Source organism: Nocardia sp. NPDC003693, assembly GCF_053981095.1.
On record NZ_JBSFNO010000018.1, the window covers coordinates 60,326 to 87,323 of the forward strand.

Below are 26,998 nucleotides of genomic sequence, written 5' to 3' on the forward strand. Positions count from 1 at the left end.
GGCCCGCCCTCGGAGGGCGGGCCGCGGTGACGCTCAAAGGCGCGGCGCGGCGCCGAGATACGCGAGCACCGCCAGCACCCGGCGGTGCCCGACCTCGTCGGCGTGCAGGTTCAGCTTGGCGAAGATGCTCCGGATGTGTTTGAGGACGGCGCCTTCGGAGACCACCAGGCGGGCGGCGATCGTCGCGTTGTCCAGGCCCTCGGCCATCAGGGCCAGCACCTCGCGCTCGCGCGGGGTGAGCGCCGCCAGGGGATCGTCGGACTTGCGGCGAACCAGTAGCTGCGAGATCACCTCGGGATCCATGGCGGTGCCGCCGTCCGCGACCCGGCGCAGGGACTCCAGGAAGCGGTCGACCCTGCCGACCCGCTCCTTGAGCAGATACCCGACCCCGCCGGAACCGTCACCGAGCAGTTCGGCGACATAGCTGTCCTCCACCCAGTTCGAGAGCACCAGCACCGGCAGTCCGGGGTGAATCTCGCGGGCCCGCACCGCGGCTCGCAGTCCGTCGTCGGTGAAGGTCGGCGGCATGCGCACATCCACCACCACCGCGTCGGGGCGGTCGGCGGTCACCAGGGTCAGGAAATCCCCGGCATTGTCGACCGCCGCCACCACCTCGATACCGGCGGTGCGCAGCAGCAGGACCAGACCCTCGCGCAGGAGGGCGTCGTCCTCGGCGATCACGACCCGCATGGCAACTCCACGCGCACCACAGTAGGGCCACCGGCGGGACTGGTGAGCCGCATGTCCCCGTCCAGGGCCCGCGCCCGCCGCCGGATGCCGGCGAGCCCGCCGTCCTCGGTCTCGTGCGCCCCGCCGATCCCGTCATCGGTGATGGTCAGCGCCAGCAGTTCGGGCGTTCCGCCCAGGTGGACCGAAACATGCTCGGCCCGCGAGTGTTTGGTGGCGTTGGTGAGCGCCTCGGCGATGACGAAGTAGGCCGCGGCCTCCACCGCGGCGGGCCGCCGCGCGCCCGGCTCGATATCGACCACGCAGGGTATGGGTGAGCGGGCCGCCAATGCCGAGACGGCGCTGGCCAATCCGCGATCGGCCAGCACCGGCGGATACACGGTCCGCACCACGTCGCGCAGTTCCGCGAGCGCGGCGGTCGCGGTGTCCTGGGCCGTGCGCACCATGGCGTCCGCCGCCGCCGGATCCGCGCCGCGCAGCTGCTCGGCCAGCCCCAGCTGCATGATCACCGCCGCGATCCGGGCCTGCGCCCCGTCGTGCAGATCCCGCTCGATCCGCCGCAGCTCCGCCCCGTGCGCGTCCAGCGCCGCCGCCCGGGTCGCGGTCAGCTCGGCCACCCGGTGCGCGAGTTCGGCCCCGTCGGCCGGGGCCAGCAGCGCCGCCGCCGCGCGCGCCTGCCAGCGCGCGATGGCGGGTACCTGCAGCGCCAGCCAGATCATGGGCAGGGCGATCAGAGCCGAGAGCCAGGCCCGGCCCCAGGAATCCACCGCGATGCCGAAGTTGTCGACCGTCGCGGGCGAGATGGCCCGCCAGTACGCCGGAATCAGCGCCTGGTTCAGCGCGCTGATCGGCAGCAGCACCGCACAGGCGCCGACGATGGTGCCCGTGATCGCGTGCAGCACCAGCCACCCGAGATCCCGCAGATTCGCGGGATCCCGGGCAACGGTGGCCAGCTGTTCGCGCAGCCCGCCCGACATGGGCTGATAGGGCTGCGCGATGGGCTCACCCAGATAGCGCGCGGCCCGTCGCCGGTCGAAGTTCACCAATCGCCGCAGCACCCGCACCGCCTCCGGGACGGCCGGAATACCCACCCCGATCAGGCACAACATCCCGACCAGAGCGAGCCCGACCACCGCGAAGATCGACACCAGCGCGGTGATCCCACCGATCGCCAGATAGGCCACCGCACCGGGCAGCCGCCGTATCCGCTCCAGCGCCCACCTCATCGGCCCATAACTGGAACGCTCGTTTCAACCCGTCGCGCCACACCAGCACCGTTCACGCTCTCATTCTCCGCATGCCGCGGAAGTCGGCGCGCGGGCACACCCGCGCCCGGCGGTCACGAACCTCGGCCCGGGCCACGACCCGGATCGCCCGCTGCCTGCTCGGCCGTTCGGCGAACCGCCGCGACCGCGCCTCCGCCCGCGCTCCCGAGCCGGGAACGGGGCCGGGGCGCGGCCGCGCCGGATCAGCGGCGGCCGCCCTGACGCTGGCGGTACATGCGACGCTGTTCCTTGCTGATGTCACGCCACTGCTTCTCGCGTTCGGCGCGGGCCCGCGAATCGGTGCGGGCCGCCATCCACTCGTTCTCCCGGGTGAGTTTGCGGAAGCTGTCCAGCCTGCGCTGGGGCAGCTCCCCGGACTCGATGGCGGCCAGCACCGCACAGCCCGGCTCGCCGATGTGCGAGCAGTCGCTGAAACGGCACTGCGCGGCAAGGGATTCCACCTCGCTGAAGGTGCGGCCCAGGCCCTCGGTGGCATCCCACAGCCCGATCGAGCGCAGGCCGGGGGTGTCGATGAGGGTCCCGCCGCCGGGCAGCGGCCGGAGCTCGCGGTGCACGGTGGTGTGCCGCCCGCGCTTGTCGCCTTCGCGAACGGCGTTGGTGGCGAACACATCCGCGCCGAGCAGCGCGTTGGCGAGGGTCGACTTGCCCGCGCCGGACGGCCCGAGCAGTGCGACGGTGCCCTCCAGCAGCGCCGTCAGCACCTCCATGCCGAGACCGGAGGCGGCGCTCACCGCGACCACGGTGGCCCCGGGCGCGACCGCTCGCACCTGATCCAGCGAAAGATCCTCGGCCAGATCGGCTTTGGTCAGCACCACCACCGGCTGCGCCCCGGATTCCCAGGTGAGGGCGAGCATGCGCTCGATCCGCCCGAGATCCACGTCGCCGTCACCGGGCGAGCACAGCAGGACGGTGTCCACGTTGGCGGCCAGCACCTGGCTCGCCGAGCGCGCCCGGGCGTCGGAGTGACCCGAAACCGCCGCTCGCACAATGGCGGTGCGGCGCGGCAGCAGTCGCCGCACCACGGCGTCGGTGAGGAGCCGGTGGGTGGTGGGTGCCGCGCCGGAATCACTGCCGAGCGCGACCCAGTCGCCCGTGCACAGACCGCTGACCTCGGAATCCGAGCGCGGGCAGCGGGCGCGCACGATACGCGCGGTGGCGTCGGGCAGACGGGTGGTGGCGAACGGAACGGCCACATCGCATTCGCTGCGATCCATGCGCAGCACGCGCGCCGGAATCACCGAATCATCGAGCAGCGGAAGGTAATCGGTCGCTACGGAAGCGGTCCAGCCGTAGGAATTGAGCAGGTCGAGATCGACCAGAGACATGATGGGGGGTCCTTCGACGGGCCGAGCCCGTCATTCGGACTCAGCGCAGGGGGTTCGAGGTGGATACGCGCGCGGCGAGGGCTCGCGCAGGCACGACAATCCGCACTGTCGTAAACACGTAGATCCACCTCCTTCTCTTCCCTGGGTGGTCACCGAGGCGACCGCGAGCCGAATAAGAACGTCACCACCCTGTCAGGTCGGTCGCGGGTACGCAACCGATTTTCCTACCTGGGCTTTCGCCCCGGCGACAGGGTCAGGATGTGGCCTTGTCCGGTTCGGCCCGGCTCGGTTCGGGCGCGGCCGGCCGGTCCTGCGGCGGGGTCTGCTCCGGCTTGTGGAACTGCTCGCGCCGGCCCAGCCGCTGCAGGCGCAGCCACTCCATGAGGCCCTGCGGATCCTTCTGCTGCACCAGGAAGAACCAGCCGAACCGGGCCAGTTCCTGCGGCAGCAGCTTGCGCATCCCGGGCTGGGCCATCAGGTAGCCGCGGTTGCGGTAGGTGAAGTACCTCTTGACCGGGTCGTCCGGGTACTGGGTGTGCATGCGCCCGCCCAGGATCGGCTTGAACTCCTCCGAACCGTTGGGGTGCAGATAGGCGGTTTGCAGACAGGTGCCGAACGGCAGGCCGGACCGCACCAGCCTGCGATGCACCTCGACCTCGTCACCGCGCACGAACAGCCGCAGGTCCGGGACGCCGATGACGTCCACGGCCTGCGCCGAGACCAGCGCACCGTTGAAGAGCGAGGCGATGCCGGGCAGGAAATCCTCGTCGCCCAGCTCGGAGCGCAGCCGCCGCCACACCACGCCGCGGCGCAGCGGGAAGGCCAGCCGATCGGGATCGTCGATATCGGCGACCACCGGTGACACCTCGACCAGCCCGTGCCGCTGCGCGCAGTCGAACAGGGTTTCCAGCACCCGCGGACCCTCGGGCCTGCCGTCGTCGTCGGCCAGCCACACCCAGTCCGCGCCCATGGTCAGCGCGTGCAGCATGCCGAGCGCGAAACCGCCGGCGCCGCCGAGGTTGTGCTCCGAACCCAGGTAGGTCGATTCGATGGACTGGTTGCGCACCAGTTCGCCGACCTCGGGCTCGTTGCCGTTGTCGATGACGATGAGGTGATCGATGGCCCGCGTCTGGGTGGAGAGCACCTTCAGCGATTCGGCCAGCAGTTCGCGGCGTTTATGGGTGACGACGATCGCGACGATCCGCGCGTCGGCACCGAAGTTGGGGGTCATCTGCTCGGTCATGCGGGATTCCGTTCGGGTTCACGTTCCAGATCCCGCAGCACCTGGGCCACGTGATCGCCCGCCTCCGGGCCTTCGTACGCGCGCACCACTTCCTCGATGCCGCCATGCATGCGTACCTGACCGTGATCGATCCACATAGCCGAATCGCAGAGCTGCGCCAGGAATTCATTGGAATGGCTGGCGAAGACCAGAATGCCGGAGCGGGACACCAGCTCCTGCAGGCGAACTCGCGCCTTCTTCATGAATTCGGCGTCGACCGCGCCGATCCCCTCGTCCAGCAGCAGGATTTCGGGGTCGATGGAGGTGACCACGCCCATCGCCAAGCGTACGCGCATGCCGGTGGAGTAGGTCCGCAGCGGCATGGCCAAATACTCACCCAATTCGGTGAATTCGGCGATCTCGTCGATTTTCCCGAGCATCTGCTTACGTGTCTGCCCGAGGAACAGACCGCGAATAATGATGTTGTCGTAGCCCGACACCTCGGGGTCCATGCCGACGCCGAGATCGAAGACCGGCGCGACGCGGCCGCGAATGCGCGCGCTGCCCCGGGACGGTTCGTAGATGCCCGAAAGCAGCCGCAGCAGTGTCGATTTGCCCGCGCCGTTGTGGCCGACCAGACCGACCCGATCGCCTTCCTTCAGGGAAAGGTTGATCTCGCGCAGCGCTTCCACGACCACCACGTCGGACTGATTGCGTCCGATGGCGCCACCGGCCTTGCCCAGGAACGCCTTTTTCAGCGACCGGGATTTGGCGTCGAAGATCGGGAACTCCACCCACGCGTTCTGGGTCTCGATACTCACATGGTCGGTCATTGAGCCTTCACACCCAGTAGGGGACGCGGGAACGGTACTGCTTCATGGCAAGTATGGCGACTATCCAGCCGATGACGGTGATCGCCAGGACCACCAGCCAGCTGCGCAGCACGATCGGATCCCCGAGCAGCGGCGCGCGCACGATCTCCAGGTAATGGTAGGTCGGGATCAGCTCGGCCAGTTTGGCGCGATCGCTGGCGGAGCCGGTGAGCGCGGTGGTCTTCCACATGACCGGGGTGAGCACGAAGAGCATGAGCGTGGTGCTGCTCAGAATCGGGGCCAGGTCGCGGTAGCGGGTGCTGAAGATGCCGAAGGCGATGGTCACCCACAGCGCGTTGAGGAACAGCAGCAGCAGACCCGGAATCGCGAGCAGGACCGTCCAGTCCAGATCGCGCCAGATGCTGAACGCGGCCAGCATGACCACGTAGATGATCAGGTTGTGCGCGAAGAACAGGAACTGCCGCCACACCATGCGGTACACGTGCACGCTCAGCGCCGAGGGCAGCTGTTTGATCAGCCCCTCGTTGGCGATGAACACGTCCGAGCCCTCGAGGATGCTGGCCGAGATCACGTTCCAGACGATCAGCCCGACCGTGACGTAGGGCAGGTACGAGGTCAGCGACTGCCCGAAGAGGGTGGCGTAGAGCACGCCCATGGCCGCGGCCTGCAGACCCGTCGCGATGGTGATCCAGAACGGGCCGAGCACCGAGCGGCGATAGCGCTGCTTGATGTCCTGCCACCCCAGCGCCAACCACAACTCGCGCTGGGAGAAGCCGTCACGAAAGTCCTTGAACGCGCGACCGAAGGACTGGGAATCGGACTTCAGCACCACCGGATCATTGTCCGGTTGTACCTCGGTCGTTGCCGAGTCGGGGGGAGCAGCAGCAGGCACAGCACCCGACCCTATCTAATGGCCCGGGCTGTGTGACGGGAAGCTGCCCCCGCGACCTTGTTCAGAGGTATTGCCCGCCACCGGTGGCGGGACCACCGTGCCCCTGCGGATCGATCGTGCTCGCGCCCGAGGGGAGTGCGTGGCGCATCTGTTCCAGTTGGGCGCGGGCCGCCATCTGCTGGGCGAACAGGGCCGTCTGGATGCCGTGGAACAGGCCTTCGAGCCAGCCGACCAACTGGGCCTGGGCAATCCGCAGTTCGGCGTCCGAGGGGATGACGTCGTCGCTGAAGGGCAGGGCGAGGCGTTCGAGTTCTTCGCGGAGTTCGGGGGCCAAGCCCTGTTCGAGTTCGCGAATGGAGGTTTTGTGGATTTCGCGCAGCCGGGTGCGGCTGGCGTCGTCCAGCGGCGCGTGCCGGACCTCCTCGAGCAGCTGTTTGATCATGGTGCCGATACGCATGACCTTCGCGGGCTGCTCCACCATATCGGCGAGCGATTCTTCCTTTTCGCCTGATTCGCCGGGGTTTTCGTCACCCACGACCTGCCCCGTGAACTCCACCGATTCGCCCCCGCGCCCGGCGTTCGCCGGAACGATCAGCGGCTTGCCCTCGGGGCCGATCACGACAATGGATTCCGGCGCCCCATCCGATTCCGTCATGCCCCTATCATGTCGCAACGGGGTCGCCTTTGCTTCACGCCCTGGTGAGTGCAGCAAACACCCCACACCGTTACCGCGGCGTGCCCGTTCCCTTTAGAGTGACCAGCATGACTTACGACGTCGCAAGGGTGCGGGGCCTCATACCGTCCCTGGGCGACGGCTGGATCCACCTCGACCCGCAAGCGGGCATGCTGGTTCCGGATTCGGTATCCCGCGCGGTATCAACGGGATTCCGGACCTCCGCCTTCTCGCATACCAATCGGACCGGCGCCGCCAGGCGCAGTGCGGCCATCCTGGACGCCGCCCGCGAAGCCGTCGCGGATCTGGTCGGCGGTGATCCGGCGGGCGTGGTGCTCGGCCCGGATCGCGCGGTCCTGCTGGCCTGGCTCGCCGAATCGCTGAGCTCCCGGCTGGGTCTGGGCACCGGAATCGTGCTGTCGCGTCTGGATGACGAGGCCAATGTCGCGCCGTGGCTGCGCATCGCCAATCGCTATGGGGCCCATGTGCGCTGGGCCGAGGTCGAGATCGAGACCTGTGAAATGCCGGCCTGGCAGTTCGAGGAGCTCATCGGCCCCACCGCCCGCCTGGTCGCGCTGACCGCGGCCTCCCCGATCGTGGGCTCCGCGCCCTCGGTGCGGGTCGCGGCCGATCGCGTCCACGAGGTCGGCGGCCTGCTGGTGGCCGACTGCTTCGGCGCCGCCCCCTACGCGCTCATCGACATCGATGAACTCAACGCCGACGTGATCGCGCTCAGCGCACCCGCGTGGGGCGGCCCGCAGATCGGCGCGCTCGTCTTCCGCGACCCCGCGTTCCTGGACCGCATCCCGTCGATGTCGCTCAACCCCTACGCCAAGGGCGCCGAACGCCTCGAGGTCGGCGGCCACCAGTACGCGCTGCTGGCGGGCCTGACCACGTCCATCGACTACCTGGCCGGGCTCGACGAACGCGCCACCGGCACCCGGCGCGAACGCCTGGAGATGTCGATCACCTCGCTGCAGGACTATCACGACCAGCTCTTCGAACACCTGATGACGGTGCTCGACCAGGTCCCGAACCTGACCGTGATCGGCCGCGCCTCCACCCGCATCCCCACCGTCAGCTTCACCCTCGCCGGCATGCAGGCGGAGAAGGTCTCGGCCACCCTCGCCGACGCCCGCATCGGCACGCTGAGCGGCTCGCACGGCGGCAGCCGCCTGCTGGACGCGCTCGGGGTGAACGACGAGGGCGGCGCGGTCACGATCGGCCTCGCGCCGTACACGACCAAGTTCGAGATCGATCAGCTCGGCCGCGCGCTCACCGCGCTGGAGAAGTAGTCACCCGACCTCACCCGACGCGCAGCACCACCTTGCCGACGGTCTCGGGCGAGTCGAGCAGCCGATGCGCCTGTGCCGCTTCGGTGATGGGCAGCTCCGCGGAGATGATCGGCGCCACCGCGCCCGCGGCGACCAGCGGCCACAGGTGCTCGCGGACCTCGGCGATGATCTCGGCCTTGCTGCCGGGACCGGTCGCCGGACGGCGGCGCAGATTGGTGGCGTGGACGGTGCCGCGCTTGCCCAGCAGGGTCGCCAGATCCAATTCCGCTTTCACACCGCCCTGCATGCCGATCACCACCAGCTGCCCGTTCTCGGCGAGCGCCCGCACATTCCGGTCCAGATAGGCCGCGCCCATATTGTCGAGAATGACGTCGGCGCCGGGACTTTCGGCCCGCAGCACGTCCACGAAATCCTGTTCGCGGTAATTGATGAGGATGTCCGCGCCCAATTCCCCGCAGCGCGCGAGCTTGCCGTCCGACCCGGCCGTCACCGCCACCCGCGCGCCCAGGGCCCGCGCCACCTGGATGGCATGGGTGCCGATCCCGCTACCGCCGCCGTGCACCAGCAGCAACTGCCCGGCGCGCAGGCCCGCGGTCATGACCAGATTCGACCAGACGGTGGCCGCCACCTCCGGAAGCGCCGCCGCCGCAACCACATCCAGATCGTCCGGCACCGGGAGCACCTGCGTCGCGGGCACCAGGACGCGTTCGGCGTACCCGCCGCCGGACAGCAGCGCGCACACGCGATCGCCGACGCGCGGTGCGGTGACCCCGGGGCCGACCGCGGCCACCGTGCCCGCGCACTCCAGCCCGAGCGTCTCGCTCGCGCCCGGCGGCGGCGGATACAGCCCGCGCCGCTGCAGCAGGTCGGCGCGATTCACCCCCGCCGCCGCGACCTCGACAATCACCTCCCCGGGACCGGGCGCGGGCAGGTCCGCGACCTGCGTCCAGGCCATGACCTCGGGATCGCCGAAACCGTCGAGCGCTACCGCATACATGAAAACGAGCCTACGACGGCGTCCGGGCGATTACTGTCAGGCCGTCCTCGGCGAGCGCACAGCATCCTGTCAGCTTCGTGGTACACCGTGGAGGCGGACACGATGCCGGACGCGCTGGTGCGGCGCCGTGGAATCAATGCCCCTGAAAGGAGAATCCATGATCGGCTTTCTGACCGCTCTGGGTGCCATGACACTGCTGGCCGCCATGGCCATTTCCGGTTTCATCGCCGCGGACCAGCCGCGCGCGCTCGTTCGCGTGCGCGCCAACGACCGCGATCCGCGCCGCGGCCGATAACCGGAACCTTTCCGGAAGTTACGCTCCGGGAAAGTATTTCCGACCGTCCGCGCGCACGGGTGGCAAGCGCTAGCGTTTGCGCAATGAGCAGTTTCGTCGACTTCCAGAACGAGATCTATCTCGCCGGGCTCGCGGGCACGCTGCCCGCCCTCCCGATGACCGCGGCGGGTCTGGAGCGACGGGCCCGCGAGGTGCTCGACCCGGCGGCCTTCGCCTACGTGGCGGGCAGCGCGTCGACCGAGCGCACGGCCGCGGCCAACATCGCCGCCTTCGAGAAATACCGGCTCATGCCCCGCGTGCTGCGCGGCGCGAGCGCGCCCGGTGCGCGCGATCTCTCCCTCGAGGTGCTCGGGACCACGCTGGCCGCGCCCGTTCTCACCGCACCCATCGGGGTGCTCGGACTGCTGCACGACCGCGGCGAGGCCGTGGTCGCCGAGGTGACCCGCGAACTCGGCATCGGCATGGTGCTCTCCACCGCCGCCTCCACGACCATCGAGGAGGCGGGCGCGGCCGCGGGGGAGTGGTGGTACCAGCTGTACTGGCCCGACGACACCGAGCTGGCGCGCTCGTTCGTCGAACGCGCCGAGAAGGCCGGGGCCAAGGCGATCGTCGTCACCGTCGACACCCCGGCGCTGGGGTGGCGGCCCCGCGACCTCGAACTCGGGCATCTGCCGTTCCTGCACGGGCAGGGCATCGCCAATTACCTGGCGGATCCGGTCTTTCGCGCGAAGCTGGCCGCGCCGCCGGAAGAGAGCGACGACGCCATGCGCGCGGCCATCCTGACCTGGATCGGCCTGTTCGGCAACCACGGCCTGCGGCCCGCCGACATCTCCCGCCTGCGCGACTGGACCGCGCTGCCCATCGCCGTCAAGGGAGTGGTGCACCCCGACGACGCCCGCCGGTGCGTGGACGCGGGCGCGGACGCGGTGATCGTGAGCAACCACGGCGGCCGGCAGGTGGACGGCGCCATCGCCGCCCTGGACGCCCTGCCGACCATCGTCGCCACCGTGGGCGATCGCGCCGAGGTGCTCTTCGATTCCGGGGTGCGCGGCGGCTCGGACGTCATGATCGCGCTGTCCCTGGGCGCGAAGGCCGTGCTCTACGGCCGGCCCTGGGCGTACGGGCTCGGCATCGCGGGCCGGGACGGCGTCCGGCACGCGCTGCGCGCCCTGCTCGCGGACTTCGATTCGGCCATGGGGCTGTCGGGCTGCACCACCCTGTCCGACCTGAGCCGCACCATGATCAGCTCGAGCAGGGTGTGACCCGCGCGAGAAGGGTTCCGGGCGTGCTGTTTTCGCAGCTCGGAGCGGTCGGGCCGATTCGCTTGGCTACACTGAGCCGGTGGTTGTCGAACCCGGGGGCCGTGTCGCGGCCGAACCGAGGTGGCTCACCCCGGAACAGCAGCGCGCGTGGCGGGCGTACATGGACGGCAGTCAGCGTTTGATGGCCGACCTCAACCGGCAGCTCCAGCGCGACAGTGCGCTGTCCCTGGCCGACTACCGGATTCTGGTGAAACTGTCCGAGGCGCCCGGCCGGTCGCTGCGCATGAGCGATCTCGCCGACGGCGTGCTCTCCTCCCGCAGCCGTCTCACCCATCAGATCCGGCGGCTCGAGACCCAGCAGATGGTCCGGCGCACCGCCTGCACCGAGGACGGGCGCGGGGTGCTGGCCCAGCTCACCGACGAGGGCATGCGCCGCCTGCGCGCCGCCGCGCCCGGCCACGTCGCCGCGGTCCGGCGCTACTTCGTGGACATGCTCACCCCGCAGCAGCTCGCCGCCGTCGCCGGGGCGCTGGAGGTGGTCAACATCGCCTCCGACCAGCGCGCCGACTGAGCGGGCGCACCCGCGCGCCGGACACCCGCCAAACACCGGCGCGACCCGTGGCGGTGAGCTTGTTAGGATCGAGCGCCTGGAAGCGTGGCAGAGCGGCCGAATGCACTCGCCTTGAAAGCGAGCGTTGTGAAAGCAACCGGGGGTTCAAATCCCTCCGCTTCCGCAGCCCGATCGGCGATTTCGAGTTTCGGATCGCGGATCGCTCGGCCCGGGCCGAGAATCGATACGGACGGCGGCACATCGCGTTTCGCGCGAGTGCCGCCGTCCGTTTCCGTTCGACGAGGTATCGAGGTTTCGCATGCGCGGCTGGATAGGTATGGGGCTCGCCGTGGCGGCGCTGCACGTTCTGGGCTGGGGCACGCTGCTGCTGTTCGTGGTGCCCGGGCACTACCAGGTGCAGGGCGCGGTGTTCGGGGTCGGGCTCGGGGTCACCGCGTACACCCTCGGCATGCGGCACGCCTTCGACGCCGATCACATCGCGGCGATCGACAACACCACGCGCAAACTCGTCGCCGAACACGGCCGCGAGCGCACCCACACCGTCGGATTCTGGTTCGCCCTCGGGCATTCCACCATCGTGTTCGTCATGGTCGGCCTGCTCGCGCTCGGCGTGCGGGCGCTGATCGGCCCGCTCGAGGACGAGAACTCGGCGCTGCAGACCTGGACCGGTCTCTGGGGCACCAGCGTGTCCGGACTGTTCCTGATCGCCATCGGCCTGCTGAACCTGCTCGCGCTCATCGGAATCTGGAAAGTGTTCCGGCGCATGCGCGGCGGTGAACTCGACGAGGCGCGCCTGGAGCGGGAACTCGACAATCGCGGCCTGCTCAATCGCGTGCTGGGCCCGGTGGTGCGCCTGGTCCGTAAGCCGTGGCAGATGTATCCGGTCGGCCTGCTGTTCGGCCTGGGATTCGACACCGTCACCGAGGTGGGACTGCTGGTCATCGCGGGCGGCGCGGCCGCGACCGGACTGCCGTGGTACTCGATTCTCGTACTGCCCGTTCTGTTTTCGGCCGGTATGACGCTTTTCGACGCGCTGGACGGGTCGTTCATGAGCTACGCCTACGACTGGGCCTTCGCCCGCCCCGTGCGCAAGATCTACTACAACCTGGTGATCACCGGCCTGTCCGTGGCCGTCGCGCTGCTCATCGGCGTGCAGGAGATTCTCTCGATTTTCGTCGAACGACTCGACATCACTTCGGGTTTCATCGCCTGGATCGGAAATCTCGACCTCGGCGACCTCGGATTCGTGATCGTCGGCCTGTTCGTGGTCACCTGGGCGGTGGCAATCGCGGTGTGGCGCTTCACCGATGTGGAGACTCGCTGGGAGCGGGACCTCGCCGCCGATTGAGCTTTTCTGGCAGGATGGCCGGGTGGACAGCCGCCGTCATGTACGGCGTCGCCTCGTCGGCGCCTTTGCCAGCGCCGCACTTCTCGCCGGTGCGGCGGTACTCACCTCTCCGCTCTCGCTCGCCGAACCCCCGCCCGTCGGCGGTTCCGGGTCCAACGACGAACCCCCACCCGGACTGGATCCGACCCACCCCACCCGCGCCGCCATCCGCCGCGTGGAGAACATCGGGGACCGCCTACTCCGGGTCTCGGTGTCGTCCCCGGCCATGGCCCGCACGGTCGACGTGCAGGTGCTGTTGCCCGCCGAACGCACCGGACCCCGACCGACCGTCTACATGCTCGACGGTCGCGCCGCCGCCCCCGACGCCAACAACTGGGCCCAGCTCGGCGGCGCGGTGGATTTCTTCGCCGACAAGAACGTCAACGTGGTCTTCACCCTGGGCGGGCCCGCCAGCTACTACACCGACTGGCAGCAGCCCGACGAGAAGCTCGGCACCAACCGCTGGGAGACCTTTCTCACCCGGGAACTCCCGCCGCTGCTGGACGCCCGCTTCGCCGGCAACGGCGTGAACGCGCTCACCGGCGTCTCCATGGGCGCGGAGGCGGCCATGATGCTCGCCGTGCGCTTCCCGGACCTCTACCGCGCGGTGGCGGCGCACAGTGGCTGCTACGCAATGAGTTCGGACTTCGGCCAGGCGCAGGCCCGCGCGGTGATCGGCACCTTCGGCGGTAACCCGGACAACATGTTCGGCCCGGCGGAGGACCCGGCGTGGGCCGCCCACGACGTCCTGAGCCAGGCCGATCACCTGCGCGGCAAGGCCATCTACCTGTCCTCCGGCAGCGGGCTGCCCGGGCAGTACGACACACCGGCCAACCCGGAAATGCGCAGCGCCATCATGTTCGGCGGGCCGATCGAGGCCGGCTCCGACATGTGCACCCAGCAGCTCGCCGAACGCCTCGGGCAGCTGGGGATTCCGGCCACGGTCAACCGGCGGTTGACCGGCACGCATTCCTGGCCGTACTGGGCCGAGGAACTGCCGCGCTCGTGGCCGACGCTGGCGGCGGGGCTGGGGATCGGCTAGCGCGCCGATCCCGTCCGCCGGCCGGTCCCGCGCGACCCGGCGGGCCCGCTCAGCCCGCGAATCGCGCCGCGACGGCCGGATCGGTGGCGAAGGCCAGGAACTGGTCGTTCTCGTGCGGATCGCCCGCGGTGACCCGGACGCCGTCGGTGCCGTAGGGGCGCACCAGCACGCCCGCCTCCGCGCTCGCCTCGCCGAACGCCACGCTGTCCGCCCCGAGCGGCAGCCAGACGAAGTTCGCCTCGCTCGGGGGCACCCGGTACCCCGCCGCCAGCAGCGCCGCGCGCATCCGATCGCGCTCGGCCACAACGGCGTTCGTCCGCTCCAGCAGTTCGTGCTTGGCCTCGAGGGAGGCGATGGCCGCGGCCTGCGCCAGCCGGTTCACGCTGAAGGGGATGTGCACCTTCATGAGCGCGGTGATGACCGCCGGATCGCCGACCGCGTACCCGACGCGCAGCCCGGCCAGGCCGTACGCCTTCGAGAACGTGCGCAGCACCAGCACATTCGGCCGGGTCCGGCCCAGTTCGACGCCGTTCGGCTGATCGGGCAGCCGCAGGTATTCGTAGTACGCCTCGTCCAGCACCACCAGCACGTTCACCGGCACCAGATCGAGGAAGCGCGCCAGCTCGGCCTGGCCCAGCGCCGTCCCGGTGGGATTGTTGGGGTTGCACACGAACACCACGCGGGTGTTCGGCGTCACCGCCGCCGCCAGGGCATCGAGATCGTGGGTGTGCTCGCTGTTCAGCGGAACCTGCACGGCCTTGGCCCCGGCCACCCGCGTCACGATCGGGTACGCCTCGAACGAGCGCCAGGCGAACAGCACCTCGTCCTCGGGAGACAGGCAGGTGATCTGCACCAGTTCCTGGCAGATGGCGACACTTCCGCAACCCGCCGCGACGTTCTCGACCCCGACGCCGTGGAATTCCGCGATGGCCGTGCGCAATTCGACGGCCTGATTATCGGGATACCTGTTCACGACTTCGGCGGCCTCGGCAATGGCCTTGGCCACCGACGGCAGCGGCGGGAAGGTGGTTTCGTTGCTGGCCAGCTTCACCGCCCCCGGGTTGCTGCGGCCGGCGACGTACGCCGGAATGGCTTCGAGGTCCGGACGGATGTGCGCGCTCACCCCTCCACCCTATGTCGCGGTGTCCGGCCGATATCCGGGTGGTGTTCGGACCGGGTGCGAACGGCGCCGCGCGGGCGGCGCCGGGGCGCTCCGGCATCCTCGCGGCAACGCCGCTGACATGTTGCCGCGATATCGGCGGTAGCGGAATTCCGCCGGATCCCAGCACCTGTCGAAAGATTTATCGCGAATTTATCTGGCGCAACTACGCTGGCTCCATGGCGGGCATTTACCGAGATCTGGCGCCCGTGCACGACACGACCGGAGTGCCTCTCACCGTGATCGAACCGGATGGTTACGCGCGCGGTGGCATCGTGGTGTTGCACGAATCGCGCGAATTCACCGACCCATTGCTGGAACTCATGCGATCGCTGGCCGACGACGGCTGGACCGTCATCGCGCCGGACCTGTTCCATCGGGAGGAACCGCGAGCGGCAACGGATTCGGCGAACTCGGCCCCGATCAACGGCGCGTATCCCGAACAGGTTTTCGGCGCCGATCTCTTCGCCGATTTCGACGCCTGCTTCGAATGGCTCACCGGTCGCGGGGTCTTCCAGGACTGCGTCGGGGTCATCGGCTTCGACTCCGCCGGCACCGCCGCCGCCCTCGTTGCCACCAACCGCCGTCTGGGCGCGGCGGTCAGCATCGCCGCACCCGGGATCGACGTCCCCCTCACCCCGCAGGCCATCGCCCTCGCGGCCGCCGCGCCCGGGCTCAAGGCCCCCTGGCTCGCGCTCTTCGGCGCCGACGATCCGCGCACCCCGCCCGAGGAGGTCGACCGCCTGCGCGACTCGGCCGCCCGCGCGGACGTGGCGACCCTGGTCGTCACCTACCCGGGGCTGGCGCACCGCCCCGACCATCCGGGTTTCGATCCGGCCGCGCGCGAGGACGACAGCGTGCTCGACGCACAGGCCAGAATCTTCGATTGGTTCGACAGTCACCTGCGCTGACCAGCCGTTTTGCCTATTGGTCAACCCCTGTGTAATCTTTCGTCCCGGCGGTTCGAAAGGACCGGCGCCCTCGTAAGAGAAGGCTCCAGGAGGCGTGCCAGAGCGGCCGAATGGGACTCACTGCTAATGAGTTGTCCCTTCACGGGGACCGGAGGTTCAAATCCTCTCGCCTCCGCCAAGCCCGGTTCGCCGGGCTGCAAGACCAACTGAATAACCATGCGCCCGTAGCTCAACGGATAGAGCATCTGACTACGGATCAGAAGGTTAGGGGTTCGAATCCCTTCGGGCGCACAGCAAAAGGTCCCGCACCGGTAGGTGCGGGACCTTTGTCGTTGTGGGGAATGCCGCGGACTCGCCTGCCGGGCAAGCGGTTCGGCGCCGGGGCCGGAATGTGTCGATACTCACGTTCCGGCCGGGCGCCGGGGCGGCGGGCTCATTTCCAGGCGGTCAGGTCCGGCAGCTCGCCGGTGAGGTCCGCGCCGGGCGGGCGGCCGATCAGCCAGGCGGCCAGGGCGGCGGCGGGGCCGGCGATCTCGGTCGCGGGTTCGCCGACGGTGGCGGTGTAGCCGGTGTCGGTGGCCCGCACCGCGAAGCCGGGGCCCGCGGCGGCGGCCGCCCGGTCCGCCACCGCGACCGGCAAAAGGGTGTCCACGAAGGCCGAGGGCCAATCAGCCGGGGTGTAACCACTATTCAGGTCCACATGGTGAATCTCGACCTCCAGCAGGCGCATCCAGGGCACCCGGGTCGCGGGCATCTCACCGCCCGCGCGATTGCGGACCACGGTCGGCCAGCGATCGGCGGGCAGCACGCGCGCCAGGGACAGCCAGCGCTCGGAGGCGGCGGTCAGATCCTCCAGCTGTTCGCGCAGCGGCCGGGGCGCGCCCGCCTCGATGTCGGCCTCGCGCAGGAACGCGCTTGCGTACTGCGGGGTTTCGATGCCGGTGCGCGCCCACAGCAGCAGGTTCACCAGGCTGTCGGCGTTGCGGGACAGGTGGGCCAGGACGTGGCCGCGGGTCCAGCCGGGCAGGAGCGAGGGGTCGACCAGATCCGCGTCGCGCAGCTGTTCGGCGGTATGGAGCAGGCGGGCGGTCGCGGCCGCGACGGTGTCGAGCTGTTCGGCTATCTCGGTGAGTTCCGGTGCTTCGCTGGTCACCAGCCGACCCTAACGGGAGTCGGCGAATCTCGTTCGGCCACAGCGATTTGCACAGCCAGCGCGATCAACCACAGCGACATCGCGCCGACCTGGATGCGCTGGGCTATCCCGAGGCCGTAGTCGCCGGGCAGGTTGTCGGCGATCAGCATCCACGCCGTCACCGCCGAACCCACGATCAGGATCCAGAGCCCGGTGTGCCGCAGTACCGGCCACTTTCGGTACTTGAACGCGCCCACCGTGAACGCCACCATGGCGATGAAGATCGCGAACACCGACACGCTGCTGGTGAGCGCGTGCACCTGGTGCAGCTGCGGGAACAGCCCGCCGTCCGGGCGCGGGGAGTTCGGATCCGCGGGTTTCAGCGACCACTGCGCGTCCGCGATGGTCGCGAGGCCGAAGCAGGTCAGCGCCACCCAGCCGATGGTGAACCAGCGCCGGCGCGGACGGAACAGGAACAGGCCGCCGATCCCGGCCAGGGCCAGCAGCGCGCCGGTGACGGTGTCGCCGGTGGTGAAGACCCAGTTGTAGGGCGCGCCCTCCTCGGCGAGCTGGCTGAGAAACGTGTCGGTGGGGTCGGCGTCGATCGGGAGCACGAACTCCAGCACCCAGGAGGAGTAGGTGACGCCCGCGAGGGCGATGAACGCGACCACGGCCCACTGCAGGGCGCGGCGCGTGCGCGAGGCGGCGGGAACCACCGCCGTGGAGTCTGTTTTCGCAGGTAGTCGCTCGGTGGGCTGCATAGCCGTCTCGCTTTCGCTGGCGTCACTCCCGTCCGGACTGGTCGGCCTGTCCGATAGTCACTCCATTGTTGCCCACGGCGTCGGCGGCGCCCCCGGCCGCGCCGGTCACGATCCGCATGACGAGATCGGCGGCCGCCGTCGCGGGCTCGTGCTCCCACACGCGCACCACCGTCCAGCCTGCCGCGGCCAGCCGGGCATCGGTGTCGCGGTCGCGGGCCACGTTCCCGGCCAGCTTCTCGGCCCACCACTCGGCGTTGTTCTTGGGGTAGGTCGCGTGCTCGGGACAGCTGTGCCAGAAACAGCCGTCGACGTACACCGCGACCTTGCGGCGCGGGAACACCAGATCGGCCCGGCGGCGCAGTTTCGGCAGCGGCGCGCGATCCACGAAATACCGGGCGCCCCGCCGATGCAGCTCCCGTCGCAGGGCCACCTCGGGTTTGGTTCCGGCCCGCTTCTGCTTGGCCATGCGCGCACTGGTCGCGGCGTCGGTGCCGGGACGCGCGCTCACCGCGCCGGGCCGCTCGGGTCGGGGGTTCGCTGGTGGTGGGTCATAGGGCTCCTGCGTGCACGGGCCCCGCGACGGCTGGGGCCACTCCTGGGTACACGCGCCCCGGGAGCCGGGCAAGTGCCGGCCGGTCGCGCGCGACGCGGGTCAGGCGGCCTCGCGCGGGAAGCCGCCCATGCGATCGAGGTGATTCTCCACGTCGGCGATGAAACCCGGCGGAAAGCGCAGCGTCCCCATGGTGGTGCGGCGCAGGAAGCCCGCGGTCGCGCGCGCCGAGAGCAGCCGGACGTCGTCCAGGAACCAGCGCAGATCCTCGTACGGGGCGTGCACGGGCCAGGTGGACACCGGAACCCGGTACACCTTCCCGTCACGGCCCCACGCCGCGTCCGGCCAGGCCCGGCGGATGTGCGGCGCGCCCTCGGGGAAATCGTCGTCGGCGGGATCGGCCAGGCGGGCGCCGACCCACTCGGCCATGCGCACGCTCACCGCGTTGCCGACCAGCTTCCAGCGATGACCCGCGCGCACGCCCGGCACCTCCAGCGCGGGGGTCGTCCAATCCCGGTCGAAGCCCTGTAGTCGCTCGGCGTCGGTGATGCCGGGCGTGACCAGCTCGCCGGAGGGCAGCCGCACCGCGGGCGGGCTCGCGATGCCCAGCGCCGAACCGCCCTTGAGGGTAGGCACCGCGTTGACGGCCCAGCCGAGCCCGCGGTTCCCCTCGGTCCAGTAGAAGCCGCACGGGTCGTTGTCCGGATCGCCCACCGTGCGCGGCCCGGCGTCCGCGCCGAACAGCACCGGGCGCGGATCCTCGGTGCGCGAGGCCAGCATGAGCACCCGCTGACGGCGCTGCGGCAGCCCGAACGCGCGGGCGTCGACCACCCGGTACGCCCAGGTGTAGCCGAGCTCCTCGAGCGCGGCGGTGATGTGCCGCATGGCCGCGCCGCCGCCGAGCTGCAGCATGAACGGCACGTTCTCCATCAGCAGCCAGCGCGGACCGCGTCTGCGCCGCACCAGGCGGAACACCTCGTCCACCAATCCCGAACGGGCGCCGGTGATTCCGGCGGTCCGCCCGGCCTGGGACAGGTCCTGGCACGGGAAGCCGGCGGCCACCAGCTCGGTGCCGGCGGGCAGCGCGCGCAGGCGCTTCACATCCGAGTGCAACTCGACCCCGGGAAAGCGCGCGGCGAGCACCGCCTGCGCCCCGGCGTCGATCTCACAGAGCAGCTCGCTGTGCCAGCCGTGGGCGGCGAGTCCGAGCTCGAGTCCGCCGATCCCGGCGAACAGCCCGACCATCCGCGCGCCAGCCACAACATTCCCTTCCGACCCTGTGTCCCCGTATGCCCGCGAATACGTTACTCGAGTGTCCCCGTACCGCTCTCCCGCAACACCAGGCACAACGGACTACTCCGGCCCGCGCGTGGTCACCGGACCGAGTACACCTGCACGTACGGTGATAGGCGTGACGGAGAGCGGAAGCGAGGACTCGAAACCGGCGGCGGCCACCTGGCCGTCGATTCTGACCTGGCGGGCGCACAACGCGTCCCGGATGGAATCGGTACGGGTAGTGCTGAGCGGCAATCGAATTCGCGCCGCGGGCCGCATCATCGCCGGGGAATGCGCCGAGCACCCCGCCTTCAGCGCCTCCTACGACCTGGTCACCGACGAGAACGGGGTGACACGGCGGCTCTCGCTGCGCAGCACCCTGGCCACCGGGGAGAGACACGCCTCGATCGCCCGCGACGAGGAGAACTACTGGCTCATCGACGCGGGAAACACCCACGTGCGCTCCACCTTCGGCGGCGCCCTCGACGTGGACGTCGTGCTGAGCCCCTTCTTCAACACCCTGCCGATCCGCCGGTACGGGCTGGCGCACGCCAGCGAGGACGTGCAGGTCCCCGTCGTCTACGTGCGCCTGCCGGACCTGCTGGTGCAGGAGGCCAGCGTCACCTACAGCAGCGGCGCGGACGGCATCCACGTGCTGTCGCCGGTGTCCAGCGCGACCGTCACGGTGGACACCGACGGTTTCGTGCTCGACTATCCCGGTCTCGCCGAACGGGTCTGACCCCCGCGCGAACCACTCAGAGCGCTTCGATGACCCCGCCGCTGCGCCCGGCGTCGGCCAGGCGCTCGCGCCAATCCGGGTCGCCGGGGCGAATATCGGTGATGGCGAAGCGCTCGTTGTCCTCGTAGTCCACCCGGGCGTCGTGCCCGGCCTCCGCGAGCTGGGTGATGGTTCCGGTGGCGCGCAATGATTCGCGCGCGTCGGTCAGCACCCGCAGGGTGTCGTCCAGCACGTCGAGCAGGGCCGCCGCGTTCGGTTCGCAGATGGCCCGCACCAGGTCCGCCGCGGTTCCCGCGACGCGGGTGCCGTCCCGGAACGATCCGGCCGCCAGGCCCAGGGCCAGCGGACCGCCGTTCGCGCCCGCGATGGCCAGCGCCTCGGCCAGCACGTGCGGCAGATGCGAGATCCGGGCGACCGCGCGATCGTGTTCCTCCGACAGCACCGGCACGACGACCGAACCGCAGTCCAGGGCCAGCCGGGTGACCCGCTCCCAGGTGTCGCGCGGCACGTCCGGGTCCACGCTCACCGCCCACGCGGCGCGCTGGAACAGGTCCGGGGTGGTGGCGGCCCAGCCCGACTCGCTGGTCCCGGCCATGGGATGCCCGCCGACGTAGCGGGCCCCGAGTTCGTGCGCGCGCACGGCCGCGGCGACCGGCGCCTTCACGCTGACCACGTCGGTGAGCGCGCACTCGGGCGCGAAGATCCGCACATCGGACAGGATCCGATCGACCGCGGGCATCGGCACGCCGACGACGATGAGGGCGTCCTGTTTCGCGGCCCGGCGCAGCACCGTCTCGATATCGCCGAGCACGTCGAAATCGTCGGCTCGCGCGGCGCGCACGCCCGCCTCGGACCGGTTGTATCCCCACGCCTCGTATCCGGCGGCGGTCGCGGCGCGCAGCACCGACCCGCCGATCAAACCGGCGCCCAGGACACACACCGCAGCTTTCGGATCGCCCGTCATGCGATCAGATTGGCATACGACTTCAACATTTCCCCCGAAGCGGACTACCGTTGCGCCCATGGCAGCACAGCGCTCGAGCACGAACAGGGCGACGTCGGACGACTACGACGACGTGGAAGGGTTCGCAGTAGCGGTGGTCCGCGAAGAAGCCAACTGGAAGGTGACGCCGCTCAGCGCGGCGGCGCTGCACAGTCTGTCCGCGGCCGAGGACGAGATCCGGGAGCTGCGGGCCTCCGGCGCGGTATTCGGCCTGCTCGATATCGACGACGAGTTCTTCGTCATCCTGCGACCGGGTCCCACCGGCAGCCGCATCCTGCTCTCGGACGCGACCGCGGCGATCGACTACGACATCGCCGCCGATGTCCTCGAGGAACTGAACATCGAGATCCCGGACATCGATCCGGACGAACTCGACGACATCGATCCGTGGGAGGAGGGCGATCTCGGCGTGCTGTCCGACCTCGGCCTGCCCGAACCGGTGCTGAGCGTCATCCTCGCTGAGACCGACCTCTACCCGGACGAACAGCTCGGCATGATCGCCCAGCGTCTCGGCTTCGCGAACGAGCTGTCGGCCGTGCTGGACAAACTCCCGCGCTGAGCACGCCCATGAGCTCCGACGAGGAGATGATCCGCGCCGCCATCGCCGCCGCGGCCGCCGCGGGCGATCGTGACGTGCCGGTCGGCGCGGTCGTGTTCGCCGCCGACGGCACCGAACTCGCGCGCGCGGCCAACGCCCGCGAGGCCCTGGGCGATCCCACCGCGCACGCCGAGGTGCTGGCCCTGCGCGCGGCCGCGCGGGTCGCCGGCGACGGCTGGCGGCTGGAGGGGGCGACCCTCGCGGTGACCCTCGAGCCCTGCACGATGTGCGCGGGCGCGCTGGTGCTGTCCCGGGTGGGCAAACTCGTCTTCGGCGCCTGGGAACCCAAGACCGGCGCCGTCGGTTCGCTCTGGGACGTGGTGCGTGACCGACGTCTCAACCATCGGCCGCAGGTGCGCGGCGGAATCCTGGAAGCCGAATGCGTCTCTCTCCTGGACGATTTCTTCCGATCGCAGCGTCTTTAGCCCTCTCTCCAGCCGATTTCGGTATTCGCGGCCCGGTCCGGTAAAGTCACCGGCGGTGGCGTGTCCGAGCGGCCTAAGGAGCACGCCTCGAAAGCGTGTGAGGGGTAACCCCCCTCCGAGGGTTCAAATCCCTCCGCCACCGCTGCGAAAGCCCCTCACCTGCTGGCCAGGTGGGGGGCTTTTCCTATGCTGGATGCCGGATGCCCGATTTCGGCGCGGAACCCGATCGCTCGGATCGGCGGAAACTCCGGTGTCGCCGGGCTGAGGGAGAATACGGACATGACGAAGACGATCAGCACACTCAGACAGCAGTCCGGGGTATCGGCGGCCGCGGTGCCGACCGATGCCACGGCCCCCGCGAGCGGCTAGTTCGATGTCGGAGTGGGAGATGCCGGGACGGGGTTCGGCACCGGACCCCGACGCGAACAGGTTCGACGCGGTGGAACGACTACGCCGCAAGCTCGAACGGCTCGAGGCCGCGAAAACCGGTCCGGCCGAGCCGGAACCGCCCGCCGCGGACGATGACGGCGCGGCGGCCAAGCTGACCCGCCTGCCCCGCCGGCCCCGGCGCATGACCGAGGAGCCCGCGCAGCCTCCCCGCCAGCCGTGGCGGCCCGACGGCGTACCGCTCTACGATCCCGCCCCGACCCGCCCCGTGACGCGCTCGGAACTGCAGCGCGAGACCGGCTGGTGGCCTGCGGCTTCCCCGCCGCCCGGCTTCCCCGCACCCGAGGCCCCCGGTGCGCCCGCCGGGTCCGCCGCCGACCAGGACGCGGGCGTCGTCGACCTCACCGCGTTCCGCCGGAAGCGATCCGGTGAGGACGCCACGTCCTTCGGCGGCATCCGCCGCATGGCCAAACCCCGCCGCATCAGCCCCGCCACCGAGCCCGAGGCCGGTCGCGAACGGAAGCCCGGCGAGCAGGACTGACGCCGCGCGCGCGAATCGATCCGCGCGCGAGACCGAGTCAGCGCGTGGCCCCGGCCAGCGCCGCCCGCAGCCAGCCGTGCGCGGTCCCCACGGTGACCCGGTCGTCGAGCAGCCGGGCGGTCAGCGCCCAGAAGTCCCGCGCCCGCGGATCGCCGTCCGCGGCCCCGTCCGCCAGCCGCGCGCGAAAGGCGGGGGAGTCGCGTTCGCCGTGCGCGTGCGCGTGTGCCCGCACGAAGTCGTCCAGCTCGGCCCCCGCGCGCGGCTCGACCCCGTCGGCGATGCGGTGCACGACATCGCCCATGACCGCGCCGACGGCGTCGTAGAGCCGGTGCGGATCGCGCACCGACGCCGGTTCGGCGCGCCAGAGTTGCTGCCGCACGGCGTCGTTCAGCTCCGGGTCGCAGGCGAGCGCGGTCAGTTCGGCGTAGTCCAGCAGCTGGGCGACCGACGGTTCTCCGGGCGGCTCCGGGACGTTCCAGCACACCCAGGCGTCGATCTCGTGCCGGGGAATCCGGGGCAGCGCGCGCTGCCAGAAGTGGACGATCCGTTCGTGTGCCGCCGCGCCGTCGCCCGCGAGTTCCAGGAGCGCGAGCCGCGCGTCCCGCTGTTCGGGCGCGGCCGCGTCCATCGCCCGCAGCGCGGCCCGGCGCCAGGCCAGGGCCCGGAATTCGCCGTCCACCCGCGCGGTTTCGGCGGCCACCGCCTCGGCGATCGACACCTCGCCGTGCAGTACGGCGGCGATGGCGGTCAGCCCGAGTCCGAGGGCGCGCAGGCGCCGCACCAGGCGCAGGCGTTCGATCGCGGTGTTCGCCTCGAAGACCCGATGCCCGCCGGAACTGCGTTCGGAGTCGAGAAGTCCTTCGTCGCAATAGAACCGGATGGTGCGCACCGCGAGTCCGGTGCCGCGCGCCAGTTCCCCGATGCTGATCCGCGGTGTTTCCCGTGTGCCGTCCGTCACAAGCTGTTGCACCTCCACCCCGCTGGAGTTCCTAGCGTAGCGGCGGAAACCGGTACGGCCGAAAGGAAATCGTGAGCACAACCATCCGGGAAGAGATCATCGCCGGCATCGCCGAGATCGTGGAGGAGGTCACCGGCATCGAGGCCGCCGAGGTCACGATCGAGAAGTCCTTCGCCGACGATCTGGAGATCGATTCGCTGTCGCTGGTGGAAATCGCCGTGCAGCTGGAGGACAGGTACGGGGTGAGCATTCCCGACGAGGACATGGCGAGTCTGCGCGGCGTGGGTGACGCGGTCGCGTACGTCGAGCGCATGGCGGCGGCCGAACCCGAGCTGGCGGCGCGGATGGCGGCGAAACTCGAGCGGGGACAGCTCGATCGATAGCGTGCGCGCCGGGGCTTGCCCGAAACGGCACTCGGCCCCCGTCCGAAAAGGACGGGGGCCGAGTGGTTTTCGGTTGTCGCTATCAGCCGACCGGGGCCGGATCCTTCTCCAGCACGACGGCGTCGGGCTTGCGCTGGAGTTCGCGCAGCTTGGTGCCCTCGACGTCGATGTCCGGCAGGATGCGATCCAGCCACGCCGGAATCCACCACGCCCACTTGCCCATCAGGACCAGCAGCGACGGGATCAGGATCATGCGGACGATGAAGGCGTCCAGCAGCACGCCCGCGGCCAGGGCGAAGCCGAAGGTCTTGGCGGTGGGATCGGATTCCAGGATGAAGGAGCCGAAGACCGAGATCATGATGATTGCCGCCGAGGCGACCACGCGGGCGCCGTGGTGGTAACCGCTGATCATGGCTTCCTTCGGGGACTTGCCGTGCACGAACTCCTCGCGCATCCGGGTCACCAGGAACACCTGGTAGTCCATGGCCAGGCCGAAGACCAAGCCGATCAACATGATCGGCAGGAACGACACCAGCGGGTGCGGATCGGAGATCAGGCCGAGCGCGCCCTCCTGGAAGATGAGCACCGTCGCGCCGAAGGTGGCCGCCATCGAGAGCAGGAAGCCGAGCGCGGCGGTGAGCGGCACCAGGATGGACCGGAACACCAGGATGAGCAGGATGAAGGCCGCGCCGGCGACGAGCGCCAGGTACGGAACGATCTTGCTCAGCAGCACGTGGTCGACATCGGCGTAGATGGCGGTGGTGCCGGTGATGCCGTAGGCCATGCCCGGGAACTGTTCGGCGAGAGTGCTTTCCGCGTCGCGGGCCTCGGCCACCAGATCCTTGGTGTCCTGGTTGTTCGGGCCGCGCTCTGGCACCGCGTTGAGCATCGCGCCCGCGCCGTCCTTGCTGAGCTGCGGCTCGGTCACGTACGCCATGCCCGAGTAGCCCTCGAGCTTCTCGCGCAGCGCGTTCACCGCGGGCTCGCGCTGGTCCGGCGCGACGTCGGCGAGGTCGACCACGACCATGAGCACGCCGTTGCTGCCCTCGCCGAAGCCCTCGGTGCGCACGTCGTACGCCTTGCGGACGGTGCTCGTGGTGGGCAGGCTGTCATCGCCCGGCAGGCCGAGCTGCAGGCCGGCGGCCGGGGCGGCCAGCAGACCCAGCACGATCACGCTCAGACCCAGCGTCAGCGCGGGGGCCTTGGCGATCAGGCGGGCGAAGCGGGTGCCGTTGCTGACGTAGTTGTCGTCCTCGGTGTCGTGCTTGGCGACCAGCGGCAGCTTGGGCTTGAACAACTTGTTGCCGATGGCGCCGATCAGCGCCGGCATCAGCGTGATGGCGGTCAGCACCGCGAACGCGGCCGCGATGGCGCCGCCCAGACCCATGAAGGTCATGAACTCGACGCCGACCATGCTCAGGCCGCCGAGGGCGATGATGACGGTCAGACCGGCGAACACGACCGCCGAACCCGCGGTGCCCAGGGCAACGCCCGCGGCTTCCTCGGGTGAATCCTGCACGGCCAGTTCGGATTTGTATCTGGAGACGATGAACAGCGCGTAGTCGATGGACAGCGCGATGCCGATCATCGAGGCGAGGAAGGTGGTGAAGCTCGGGACCTCGATGATCGAGGTGCCGACGAAGATCAGGGAGGTGGCCGCGCCGAGTCCGATGATGGCGGTGACGATCGGGACGAACGAGGCGACGATCGCACCGAAGGCGATCATCATGACCACCAGCGCGACGGCCATGCCGATCAGCTCGGACTTACCGCTGGGCTGTTCCTGAGACATGGCGATGGAGCCGGACAGCTCCACGGTCAGACCGTTGTCCCGCGCGACCTGGGCCACGTCGTAGGCCTGTTCGCGGTTCTCGTCGGTGATGTCGTTGAACTTGGCGATGGTGAACGGAACGTTCAGCGTCGCGACCGTGTTCGGCTGGTCGGCGTTGAGCACGTTCAGCGGCGCGGCGGTGCACTTGGACAGGTCGGGCTTGTCCACGAGGCAGCCCATCTCCCGCGCCTCGGTGACCGGGTTCGCGATCGGCTTGTCCTTGGCGACGATGCCGAGCTCGCTGATACGGGTGATCAGGGCGTTGATCTCGTCGACGTTCTTCTTGTCGGTGAGCTTCTGCCCCTCGGGCGCCTGAATGACGTAGGTGCCGGTCACGGCCTCGAACTTGAACGCCTCCGAGGCGCCCGGGAAGTGCTTGTCGAGAATTTCGTTGGCACGAGCGGACGGCAGCTCCGGCATGCTGAAGTCATTGCTCATCGGTTCTTTCAGCTGCCCGCCGAGGCCGCCGAGCAGAACGAACAGTACGAGCCAGACGGGCAGGACGATCCATTTGCGGCGGAAGGCGAATTTGCCCCACCGGTACAGGTATACGGACACGACGGGTTCTCCTGGGCGCT

General features: G+C 69.9%; 27 protein-coding genes, 4 tRNA genes and 1 pseudogene. 16 read left to right on the top strand and 16 right to left on the bottom strand.

All coding sequences use genetic code 11. The features are described 5' to 3' along the window. Positions 1-33: 33 nt before the first annotated feature. The 7 genes and pseudogenes from ACWDOP_RS20705 to ACWDOP_RS20735 all read right to left on the bottom strand — a co-directional run bounded on the left by ACWDOP_RS20705 (position 34) and on the right by ACWDOP_RS20735 (position 6,900). Complete coding sequence (locus ACWDOP_RS20705) at positions 34-690, bottom strand: response regulator (protein ID WP_456346384.1); 657 nt, start codon at positions 688-690, stop codon at positions 34-36. After that, positions 678-1,913, bottom strand: coding sequence for a sensor histidine kinase (locus tag ACWDOP_RS20710; protein ID WP_456346385.1), 1,236 nt, complete (start codon positions 1,911-1,913; stop codon positions 678-680). Before ACWDOP_RS20710 ends, ACWDOP_RS20705 begins: the two co-directional genes overlap by 13 nt. Positions 1,914-2,155: 242 nt before the next feature. Then, a complete protein-coding gene (gene rsgA, locus ACWDOP_RS20715) occupies positions 2,156-3,298 on the bottom strand; it encodes a ribosome small subunit-dependent GTPase A (protein ID WP_454200627.1) in 1,143 nt (380 codons plus the stop codon). A 328-nt stretch (positions 3,299-3,626) separates the two neighbouring features. Beyond that, positions 3,627-4,541 (bottom strand): annotated as a pseudogene (gene glfT1, locus ACWDOP_RS20720) (galactofuranosyltransferase GlfT1); the annotation flags it as partial. Beyond that, complete coding sequence (gene wzt / locus ACWDOP_RS20725; protein ID WP_454200626.1) at positions 4,538-5,353, bottom strand: galactan export ABC transporter ATP-binding subunit Wzt/RfbE; 816 nt, start codon at positions 5,351-5,353, stop codon at positions 4,538-4,540. The pseudogene glfT1 and the gene wzt, both read right to left, overlap by 4 nt. 7 nt (positions 5,354-5,360) lie before the next feature. After that, the gene (gene wzm, locus ACWDOP_RS20730; protein WP_456346386.1) at positions 5,361-6,185 is read right to left on the bottom strand and encodes a galactan export ABC transporter permease subunit Wzm/RfbD; all 825 of its coding nucleotides are present in this window, start codon (positions 6,183-6,185) and stop codon (positions 5,361-5,363) included. 121 nt (positions 6,186-6,306) lie between these two features. Next, complete coding sequence (locus ACWDOP_RS20735) at positions 6,307-6,900, bottom strand: bacterial proteasome activator family protein (RefSeq protein ID WP_456346387.1); 594 nt, start codon at positions 6,898-6,900, stop codon at positions 6,307-6,309. Between the two features lie 107 nt (positions 6,901-7,007). On the opposite strand from ACWDOP_RS20735, the gene ACWDOP_RS20740 reads away from it, so the two are divergent. Beyond that, a complete protein-coding gene (locus ACWDOP_RS20740; RefSeq protein WP_454200623.1) occupies positions 7,008-8,213 on the top strand; it encodes a cysteine desulfurase-like protein in 1,206 nt (401 codons plus the stop codon). A 10-nt stretch (positions 8,214-8,223) separates the two neighbouring features. Here ACWDOP_RS20740 and ACWDOP_RS20745 read toward each other — a convergent pair whose 3' ends face one another. Next, positions 8,224-9,210: an NAD(P)H-quinone oxidoreductase gene (locus ACWDOP_RS20745; RefSeq protein WP_456346388.1), complete on the bottom strand. Its 987-nt coding sequence runs from the start codon at positions 9,208-9,210 to the stop codon at positions 8,224-8,226. A 157-nt stretch (positions 9,211-9,367) separates the two neighbouring features. Here ACWDOP_RS20745 and ACWDOP_RS20750 point away from each other — a divergent pair, with 157 nt between their 5' ends. The 6 genes from ACWDOP_RS20750 (at position 9,368) to ACWDOP_RS20775 (ending at position 13,767) form a co-directional block, all read left to right on the top strand. Continuing rightward, on the top strand, positions 9,368-9,505 hold the full coding sequence (locus ACWDOP_RS20750) for a hypothetical protein (protein ID WP_379008043.1): 138 nt from the start codon (positions 9,368-9,370) through the stop codon (positions 9,503-9,505). Between the two features lie 83 nt (positions 9,506-9,588). Beyond that, positions 9,589-10,767, top strand: a complete 1,179-nt coding sequence (locus tag ACWDOP_RS20755) for an alpha-hydroxy-acid oxidizing protein (RefSeq protein ID WP_456346389.1) — start codon at positions 9,589-9,591, stop codon at positions 10,765-10,767. 160 nt (positions 10,768-10,927) lie between these two features. Continuing rightward, the gene (locus ACWDOP_RS20760; RefSeq protein ID WP_456346445.1) at positions 10,928-11,338 is read left to right on the top strand and encodes a MarR family winged helix-turn-helix transcriptional regulator; all 411 of its coding nucleotides are present in this window, start codon (positions 10,928-10,930) and stop codon (positions 11,336-11,338) included. Between the two features lie 78 nt (positions 11,339-11,416). Continuing rightward, positions 11,417-11,501 (top strand) — tRNA-Ser (locus tag ACWDOP_RS20765). Between the two features lie 135 nt (positions 11,502-11,636). Then, a complete protein-coding gene (gene nicT / locus ACWDOP_RS20770; protein ID WP_456346390.1) occupies positions 11,637-12,686 on the top strand; it encodes a Nickel transporter NicT in 1,050 nt (349 codons plus the stop codon). Between the two features lie 22 nt (positions 12,687-12,708). Continuing rightward, the gene (locus ACWDOP_RS20775; protein WP_454200619.1) at positions 12,709-13,767 is read left to right on the top strand and encodes an alpha/beta hydrolase; all 1,059 of its coding nucleotides are present in this window, start codon (positions 12,709-12,711) and stop codon (positions 13,765-13,767) included. Positions 13,768-13,816: 49 nt separating this feature from the next. Here ACWDOP_RS20775 and hisC read toward each other — a convergent pair whose 3' ends face one another. Then, a complete protein-coding gene (hisC, locus tag ACWDOP_RS20780) occupies positions 13,817-14,890 on the bottom strand; it encodes a histidinol-phosphate transaminase (protein WP_456346391.1) in 1,074 nt (357 codons plus the stop codon). Positions 14,891-15,105: 215 nt separating this feature from the next. On the opposite strand from hisC, the gene ACWDOP_RS20785 reads away from it, so the two are divergent. The 3 genes from ACWDOP_RS20785 (at position 15,106) to ACWDOP_RS20795 (ending at position 16,128) form a co-directional block, all read left to right on the top strand. After that, complete coding sequence (locus ACWDOP_RS20785; protein ID WP_456346392.1) at positions 15,106-15,837, top strand: dienelactone hydrolase family protein; 732 nt, start codon at positions 15,106-15,108, stop codon at positions 15,835-15,837. A gap of 88 nt (positions 15,838-15,925) precedes the next feature. Then, positions 15,926-16,015, top strand: a tRNA-Ser gene (locus tag ACWDOP_RS20790). 40 nt (positions 16,016-16,055) lie between these two features. Further along, positions 16,056-16,128, top strand: a tRNA-Arg gene (locus tag ACWDOP_RS20795). Positions 16,129-16,270: 142 nt separating this feature from the next. Here the strand turns inward: ACWDOP_RS20795 and ACWDOP_RS20800 are convergent. The 4 genes from ACWDOP_RS20800 to ACWDOP_RS20815 form a co-directional block, all read right to left on the bottom strand. Next, positions 16,271-16,990: a maleylpyruvate isomerase family mycothiol-dependent enzyme gene (locus ACWDOP_RS20800; protein ID WP_456346393.1), complete on the bottom strand. Its 720-nt coding sequence runs from the start codon at positions 16,988-16,990 to the stop codon at positions 16,271-16,273. Continuing rightward, positions 16,987-17,685: a DUF998 domain-containing protein gene (locus ACWDOP_RS20805; protein WP_456346394.1), complete on the bottom strand. Its 699-nt coding sequence runs from the start codon at positions 17,683-17,685 to the stop codon at positions 16,987-16,989. The genes ACWDOP_RS20800 and ACWDOP_RS20805 overlap by 4 nt, the downstream gene beginning before the upstream one ends. A gap of 67 nt (positions 17,686-17,752) precedes the next feature. Continuing rightward, positions 17,753-18,238: a very short patch repair endonuclease gene (locus ACWDOP_RS20810; RefSeq protein WP_456346395.1), complete on the bottom strand. Its 486-nt coding sequence runs from the start codon at positions 18,236-18,238 to the stop codon at positions 17,753-17,755. Positions 18,239-18,382: 144 nt separating this feature from the next. Next, positions 18,383-19,525 carry a DNA cytosine methyltransferase gene (locus tag ACWDOP_RS20815; RefSeq protein WP_456346446.1) on the bottom strand — a complete coding sequence of 381 codons (1,143 nt, stop codon included), beginning with the start codon at positions 19,523-19,525 and terminating at the stop codon, positions 18,383-18,385. Between the two features lie 166 nt (positions 19,526-19,691). Here ACWDOP_RS20815 and ACWDOP_RS20820 point away from each other — a divergent pair, with 166 nt between their 5' ends. Further along, the gene (locus tag ACWDOP_RS20820) at positions 19,692-20,294 is read left to right on the top strand and encodes a putative glycolipid-binding domain-containing protein (protein ID WP_454200613.1); all 603 of its coding nucleotides are present in this window, start codon (positions 19,692-19,694) and stop codon (positions 20,292-20,294) included. A 16-nt stretch (positions 20,295-20,310) separates the two neighbouring features. Here the strand turns inward: ACWDOP_RS20820 and ACWDOP_RS20825 are convergent, their stop codons facing one another. Next, positions 20,311-21,258, bottom strand: coding sequence for a prephenate dehydrogenase (locus tag ACWDOP_RS20825; protein ID WP_454200612.1), 948 nt, complete (start codon positions 21,256-21,258; stop codon positions 20,311-20,313). A gap of 58 nt (positions 21,259-21,316) precedes the next feature. Between ACWDOP_RS20825 and ACWDOP_RS20830 the strand changes: the two genes are divergently transcribed. From ACWDOP_RS20830 to ACWDOP_RS20845, 4 genes are all read left to right on the top strand, one after another. Then, a complete protein-coding gene (locus ACWDOP_RS20830) occupies positions 21,317-21,856 on the top strand; it encodes a tRNA adenosine deaminase-associated protein (protein WP_454200611.1) in 540 nt (179 codons plus the stop codon). Between the two features lie 8 nt (positions 21,857-21,864). Then, complete coding sequence (locus tag ACWDOP_RS20835; protein ID WP_456346396.1) at positions 21,865-22,320, top strand: nucleoside deaminase; 456 nt, start codon at positions 21,865-21,867, stop codon at positions 22,318-22,320. A gap of 54 nt (positions 22,321-22,374) precedes the next feature. Continuing rightward, positions 22,375-22,462: transfer RNA gene (locus ACWDOP_RS20840), tRNA-Ser, on the top strand. Between the two features lie 246 nt (positions 22,463-22,708). Then, on the top strand, positions 22,709-23,248 hold the full coding sequence (locus ACWDOP_RS20845) for a hypothetical protein (RefSeq protein WP_456346397.1): 540 nt from the start codon (positions 22,709-22,711) through the stop codon (positions 23,246-23,248). Positions 23,249-23,285: 37 nt separating this feature from the next. Here the strand turns inward: ACWDOP_RS20845 and ACWDOP_RS20850 are convergent, their stop codons facing one another. Then, complete coding sequence (locus tag ACWDOP_RS20850) at positions 23,286-24,206, bottom strand: MerR family transcriptional regulator (RefSeq protein WP_456346398.1); 921 nt, start codon at positions 24,204-24,206, stop codon at positions 23,286-23,288. 71 nt (positions 24,207-24,277) lie between these two features. Between ACWDOP_RS20850 and acpM the strand changes: the two genes are divergently transcribed. Then, complete coding sequence (acpM, locus tag ACWDOP_RS20855; protein WP_456346399.1) at positions 24,278-24,589, top strand: meromycolate extension acyl carrier protein AcpM; 312 nt, start codon at positions 24,278-24,280, stop codon at positions 24,587-24,589. A gap of 82 nt (positions 24,590-24,671) precedes the next feature. Here the strand turns inward: acpM and ACWDOP_RS20860 are convergent, their stop codons facing one another. Continuing rightward, positions 24,672-26,978, bottom strand: a complete 2,307-nt coding sequence (locus ACWDOP_RS20860) for an MMPL family transporter (protein ID WP_456346400.1) — start codon at positions 26,976-26,978, stop codon at positions 24,672-24,674. Between the last annotated feature and the right edge of the window lie 20 nt (positions 26,979-26,998).

Coding starts and splice junctions, on each gene's coding strand:
- ACWDOP_RS20705 (WP_456346384.1), bottom strand. CDS start 690: ATGCGGGTCGTGATCGCCGAGGACGACGCCCTCCTGCGCGAGGGTCTG.
- ACWDOP_RS20710 (WP_456346385.1), bottom strand. CDS start 1,913: ATGAGGTGGGCGCTGGAGCGGATACGGCGGCTGCCCGGTGCGGTGGCC.
- rsgA (WP_454200627.1), bottom strand. CDS start 3,298: ATGTCTCTGGTCGATCTCGACCTGCTCAATTCCTACGGCTGGACCGCT.
- wzt (WP_454200626.1), bottom strand. CDS start 5,353: ATGACCGACCATGTGAGTATCGAGACCCAGAACGCGTGGGTGGAGTTC.
- ACWDOP_RS20735 (WP_456346387.1), bottom strand. CDS start 6,900: ATGACGGAATCGGATGGGGCGCCGGAATCCATTGTCGTGATCGGCCCC.
- ACWDOP_RS20740 (WP_454200623.1), top strand. CDS start 7,008: ATGACTTACGACGTCGCAAGGGTGCGGGGCCTCATACCGTCCCTGGGC.
- ACWDOP_RS20745 (WP_456346388.1), bottom strand. CDS start 9,210: ATGTATGCGGTAGCGCTCGACGGTTTCGGCGATCCCGAGGTCATGGCC.
- ACWDOP_RS20750 (WP_379008043.1), top strand. CDS start 9,368: ATGATCGGCTTTCTGACCGCTCTGGGTGCCATGACACTGCTGGCCGCC.
- ACWDOP_RS20755 (WP_456346389.1), top strand. CDS start 9,589: ATGAGCAGTTTCGTCGACTTCCAGAACGAGATCTATCTCGCCGGGCTC.
- ACWDOP_RS20760 (WP_456346445.1), top strand. CDS start 10,928: ATGGACGGCAGTCAGCGTTTGATGGCCGACCTCAACCGGCAGCTCCAG.
- nicT (WP_456346390.1), top strand. CDS start 11,637: ATGCGCGGCTGGATAGGTATGGGGCTCGCCGTGGCGGCGCTGCACGTT.
- ACWDOP_RS20785 (WP_456346392.1), top strand. CDS start 15,106: ATGGCGGGCATTTACCGAGATCTGGCGCCCGTGCACGACACGACCGGA.
- ACWDOP_RS20815 (WP_456346446.1), bottom strand. CDS start 19,525: ATGGTCGGGCTGTTCGCCGGGATCGGCGGACTCGAGCTCGGACTCGCC.
- ACWDOP_RS20825 (WP_454200612.1), bottom strand. CDS start 21,258: ATGACGGGCGATCCGAAAGCTGCGGTGTGTGTCCTGGGCGCCGGTTTG.
- ACWDOP_RS20830 (WP_454200611.1), top strand. CDS start 21,317: ATGGCAGCACAGCGCTCGAGCACGAACAGGGCGACGTCGGACGACTAC.
- ACWDOP_RS20835 (WP_456346396.1), top strand. CDS start 21,865: ATGAGCTCCGACGAGGAGATGATCCGCGCCGCCATCGCCGCCGCGGCC.
- ACWDOP_RS20845 (WP_456346397.1), top strand. CDS start 22,709: ATGCCGGGACGGGGTTCGGCACCGGACCCCGACGCGAACAGGTTCGAC.